Here is a 5,407-nt window from a genome sequence, read left to right as displayed (position 1 = left end):
GCGAAGTCGGCGCGATGCTCTTTAACAAGTAACAGCCGATAAGTGTGGGTACTTGATGGTGCGGGCGAGCTGCGCCCGGGGGTAACAGCCCGGGTGGAGCGACGCGAAAGAATCATTAGGTCTCATACGAAATGAAGGTAGGTTTTGAGAGATCGAAACCTGTCAACGTTTTGAGTTGAGCGACAGGGTCCTTTGGGGCCCGAACAAGTAACAGGTTTGAACTGAAGAGTTTGATCCTGGCTCAGATTGAACGCTGGCGGCATGCCTTACACATGCAAGTCGGACGGCAGCGCGGGCTTCGGCCTGGCGGCGAGTGGCGAACGGGTGAGTAATACATCGGAACGTGTCCTAGAGTGGGGGATAGCCCGGCGAAAGCCGGATTAATACCGCATACGCTCTGAGGAGGAAAGCGGGGGACTCGCAAGGGCCTCGCGCTCAAGGGGCGGCCGATGGCAGATTAGCTAGTTGGTAGGGTAAAGGCCTACCAAGGCGACGATCTGTAGCTGGTCTGAGAGGACGACCAGCCACACTGGGACTGAGACACGGCCCAGACTCCTACGGGAGGCAGCAGTGGGGAATTTTGGACAATGGGGGCAACCCTGATCCAGCAATGCCGCGTGTGTGAAGAAGGCCTTCGGGTTGTAAAGCACTTTTGTCCGGAAAGAAAACGGCCTGGCGAATAACTGGGTTGGATGACGGTACCGGAAGAATAAGCACCGGCTAACTACGTGCCAGCAGCCGCGGTAATACGTAGGGTGCGAGCGTTAATCGGAATTACTGGGCGTAAAGCGTGCGCAGGCGGTTTGCTAAGACCGATGTGAAATCCCCGGGCTCAACCTGGGAACTGCATTGGTGACTGGCAGGCTAGAGTATGGCAGAGGGAGGTAGAATTCCACGTGTAGCAGTGAAATGCGTAGAGATGTGGAGGAATACCGATGGCGAAGGCAGCCTCCTGGGCCAATACTGACGCTCATGCACGAAAGCGTGGGGAGCAAACAGGATTAGATACCCTGGTAGTCCACGCCCTAAACGATGTCAACTAGTTGTTGGGGATTCATTTCCTTAGTAACGTAGCTAACGCGTGAAGTTGACCGCCTGGGGAGTACGGTCGCAAGATTAAAACTCAAAGGAATTGACGGGGACCCGCACAAGCGGTGGATGATGTGGATTAATTCGATGCAACGCGAAAAACCTTACCTACCCTTGACATGGTCGGAACCCTGCTGAGAGGTGGGGGTGCTCGAAAGAGAACCGGCGCACAGGTGCTGCATGGCTGTCGTCAGCTCGTGTCGTGAGATGTTGGGTTAAGTCCCGCAACGAGCGCAACCCTTGTCCCTAGTTGCTACGCAAGAGCACTCTAGGGAGACTGCCGGTGACAAACCGGAGGAAGGTGGGGATGACGTCAAGTCCTCATGGCCCTTATGGGTAGGGCTTCACACGTCATACAATGGTCGGAACAAAGGGTTGCCAACCCGCGAGGGGGAGCTAATCCCAGAAAACCGATCGTAGTCCGGATTGCAGTCTGCAACTCGACTGCATGAAGCTGGAATCGCTAGTAATCGCGGATCAGCATGTCGCGGTGAATACGTTCCCGGGTCTTGTACACACCGCCCGTCACACCATGGGAGTGGGTTTTACCAGAAGTGGCTAGTCTAACCGCAAGGAGGACGGTCACCACGGTAGGATTCATGACTGGGGTGAAGTCGTAACAAGGTAGCCGTATCGGAAGGTGCGGCTGGATCACCTCCTTTCTGGAGCAACAAGCTTGCGCTTCAAGTACTCACGCTTATCGGCTGTGAAAGTCACAGGGACAGACGAAGGGTCTGTAGCTCAGTCGGTTAGAGCACCGTCTTGATAAGGCGGGGGTCGTTGGTTCGAATCCAACCAGACCCACCATGCGAGTCTGGTGTGCGACGAGCGCGGCGCGCAGCGCGCGGCCCGAGAAGCCAAAGGGGGGCATAGCTCAGCTGGGAGAGCACCTGCTTTGCAAGCAGGGGGTCGTCGGTTCGATCCCGTCTGCCTCCACCACTGCTCAATCGCGAGCGCTCCAACGCTGAGCGCTGGCGATTGACCCGTGGGTCAAGCAGTGCAGTATGGCTGTGACGTTCTTTAACAATCTGGAAAAAGAAGCAGTAATGTCTATTGGATGCGTCTTGAGATGGGCGCAGAAGATAGATGGGTAGTGATTGACAGTATTGTTTTGAGTGATCTGAAAAGACGCTTGGAAGATACGGCACAACGCGAAAACTCAACCTATAGCGGGTGCGTTGCAAGACGGACTTGTTATAGGGTCAAGCGAACAAGTGCATGTGGTGGATGCCTTGGCGATCACAGGCGAAGAAGGACGCGGTAGCCTGCGAAAAGCTGCGGGGAGCTGGCAAACGAGCTTTGATCCGCAGATGTCCGAATGGGGCAACCCGGCCCGTATGGGTCATCCGTGACTGAATCCATAGGTCATGTGAAGCGAACGCGGCGAACTGAAACATCTAAGTAGCCGCAGGAAGAGAAATCAACCGAGATTCCCAAAGTAGTGGCGAGCGAAATGGGATCAGCCTGTACCATTTAGCATCTGAGTTAGCCGAACGCTCTGGAAAGGGCGGCCGTAGCAGGTGATAGCCCTGTAGGCGAAAACTGAGGTGTGGAACTAGGGGTACGACAAGTAGGGCGGGACACGTGAAATCCTGTCTGAAGATGGGGGGACCATCCTCCAAGGCTAAATACTCGTGATCGACCGATAGTGAACCAGTACCGTGAGGGAAAGGCGAAAAGAACCCCGGGAGGGGAGTGAAATAGATCCTGAAACCGCATGCATACAAACAGTCGGAGCCTCGTAAGGGGTGACGGCGTACCTTTTGTATAATGGGTCAGCGACTTACGTTCAGTAGCAAGCTTAACCGGATAGGGCAGGCGTAGCGAAAGCGAGTCCGAATAGGGCGATTAGTTGCTGGGCGTAGACCCGAAACCAAGTGATCTATCCATGGCCAGGTTGAAGGTGCGGTAACACGTACTGGAGGACCGAACCCACTAACGTTGAAAAGTTAGGGGATGAGCTGTGGATAGGGGTGAAAGGCTAAACAAACTTGGAAATAGCTGGTTCTCTCCGAAAACTATTTAGGTAGTGCCTCGTGTGTCACCTTCGGGGGTAGAGCACTGTCATGGTTGAGGGGTCCATTGCGGATTACCTCGCCATAGCAAACTCCGAATACCGAAGAGTGCAATCACGGGAGACAGACGCCGGGTGCTAACGTCCGACGTCAAGAGGGAAACAACCCAGACCGCCAGCTAAGGTCCCTAAAATTGGCTAAGTGGGAAACGAAGTGGGAAGGCGAAAACAGTCAGGAGGTTGGCTTAGAAGCAGCCACCCTTTAAAGAAAGCGTAATAGCTCACTGATCGAGTCGTCCTGCGCGGAAGATGTAACGGGGCTAAGCCAGTTACCGAAGCTGCGGATGCGCACGCAAGTGCGCATGGTAGGAGAGCGTTCCGTAAGCCTGCGAAGGTGCATTGAGAAGTGTGCTGGAGGTATCGGAAGTGCGAATGCTGACATGAGTAGCGATAAAGGGGGTGAAAGGCCCCCTCGCCGTAAGCCCAAGGTTTCCTACGCAACGTTCATCGGCGTAGGGTGAGTCGGCCCCTAAGGCGAGGCAGAAATGCGTAGCTGATGGGAAGCAGGTTAATATTCCTGCACCGTCGTTAGATGCGATGGGGGGACGGATCGCGGAAGGTTGTCCGGGTGTCGGAAATCCCGGTCCCTGCATTGGAGAAGGCGCTTTGGCAAATCCGGGCGCATGATTCAAGGGTGTGGGGCGAGCGGCTTTTAAGCTGCGAAGCAATTGGAAGTGGTCCCAAGAAAAGCCTCTAAGCTTCAGTCTAACGAGACCGTACCGCAAACCGACACAGGTGGGCGAGATGAGTATTCTAAGGCGCTTGAGAGAACTCGGGAGAAGGAACTCGGCAAATTGGTACCGTAACTTCGGGATAAGGTACGCCCTGTTAGCTTGACTGGCCTGCGCCAGGAGGGTGAAGGGGTTGCAATAAACTGGTGGCTGCGACTGTTTAATAAAAACACAGCACTCTGCAAACACGAAAGTGGACGTATAGGGTGTGACGCCTGCCCGGTGCCGGAAGATTAAATGATGGGGTGCAAGCTCTTGATTGAAGTCCCGGTAAACGGCGGCCGTAACTATAACGGTCCTAAGGTAGCGAAATTCCTTGTCGGGTAAGTTCCGACCTGCACGAATGGCGTAACGATGGCCACACTGTCTCCTCCCGAGACTCAGCGAAGTTGAAGTGTTTGTGATGATGCAATCTACCCGCGGCTAGACGGAAAGACCCCATGAACCTTTACTGTAGCTTTGCATTGGACTTTGAACCGATCTGTGTAGGATAGGTGGGAGGCTTGGAAGCGCGAACGCTAGTTTGCGTGGAGCCGTCCTTGAAATACCACCCTGGTTTGTTTGAGGTTCTAACCTAGTGCCCTGAATCGGGCACGGGGACCGTGCATGGTAGGCAGTTTGACTGGGGCGGTCTCCTCCCAAAGCGTAACGGAGGAGTACGAAGGTACGCTAGGTACGGTCGGAAATCGTGCTGATAGTGCAATGGCATAAGCGTGCTTAACTGCGAGACCGACAAGTCGAGCAGGTGCGAAAGCAGGTCATAGTGATCCGGTGGTTCTGTATGGAAGGGCCATCGCTCAACGGATAAAAGGTACTCTGGGGATAACAGGCTGATACCGCCCAAGAGTTCATATCGACGGCGGTGTTTGGCACCTCGATGTCGGCTCATCTCATCCTGGGGCTGTAGCCGGTCCCAAGGGTATGGCTGTTCGCCATTTAAAGAGGTACGTGAGCTGGGTTTAAAACGTCGTGAGACAGTTTGGTCCCTATCTGCCGTGGGCGTTGGAAGTTTGAGGGGGCCTGCTCCTAGTACGAGAGGACCGGAGTGGACGAACCTCTGGTGTACCGGTTGTCACGCCAGTGGCATCGCCGGGTAGCTATGTTCGGAAGAGATAACCGCTGAAAGCATCTAAGCGGGAAACTCGCCTCAAGATGAGACTTCCCCGGGGACCCGATCCCCTTGAAGGGTCGTTCAAGACCAGGACGTTGATAGGTCGGGTGTGCACGCGCAGTAATGCGCTCAGCTAACCGATACTAATTGCCCGTAAGGCTTGATCCTATAACTGGTCCGTTTTAGCGTTGTGCCGTCAACTCACGTCACCCTCCTACTCCACTGCTTCTTGATCCAGATTGGCTGGCGCGCCCACCCGCGCGACAGCACCCCCTTTTGCCTGATGACCACAGCGAGTCGGTCCCACCCCTGCCCATCCCGAACAGGACCGTGAAACGACTCCACGCCGATGATAGTGCGGATTGCCCGTGTGAAAGTAGGTAATCGTCAGGCTCCCCCCTT

The 5,407-nt window shown here is 54.9% G+C and carries 2 tRNA genes and 3 rRNA genes; all 5 read left to right on the top strand.

Going from position 1 to position 5,407, the window contains the following annotated elements:
• The first annotated feature begins 218 nt into the window (after positions 1-218).
• The 5 genes from B0O95_RS14980 to rrf all read left to right on the top strand — a co-directional run bounded on the left by B0O95_RS14980 (position 219) and on the right by rrf (position 5,398).
• A 16S ribosomal RNA gene (locus B0O95_RS14980) occupies positions 219-1,751 on the top strand.
• 68 nt (positions 1,752-1,819) lie between these two features.
• A tRNA-Ile gene (locus tag B0O95_RS14975) sits at positions 1,820-1,896 on the top strand.
• Positions 1,897-1,952: 56 nt separating this feature from the next.
• Positions 1,953-2,028 (top strand) — tRNA-Ala (locus B0O95_RS14970).
• A gap of 261 nt (positions 2,029-2,289) precedes the next feature.
• Positions 2,290-5,173, top strand: a 23S ribosomal RNA gene (locus B0O95_RS14965).
• Positions 5,174-5,284: 111 nt separating this feature from the next.
• A 5S ribosomal RNA gene (gene rrf / locus B0O95_RS14960) occupies positions 5,285-5,398 on the top strand.
• The 16S, 23S and 5S rRNA genes sit together here with 2 tRNA genes alongside, the layout of an rRNA operon.
• Positions 5,399-5,407: the final 9 nt, after the last annotated feature.

The organism is Mycetohabitans endofungorum (assembly GCF_002927045.1).
In the GTDB taxonomy this organism is placed as follows: Bacteria; Pseudomonadota; Gammaproteobacteria; order Burkholderiales; family Burkholderiaceae; genus Mycetohabitans; species Mycetohabitans endofungorum.
This window is presented reverse-complemented; position numbering and strand designations above follow the sequence as displayed.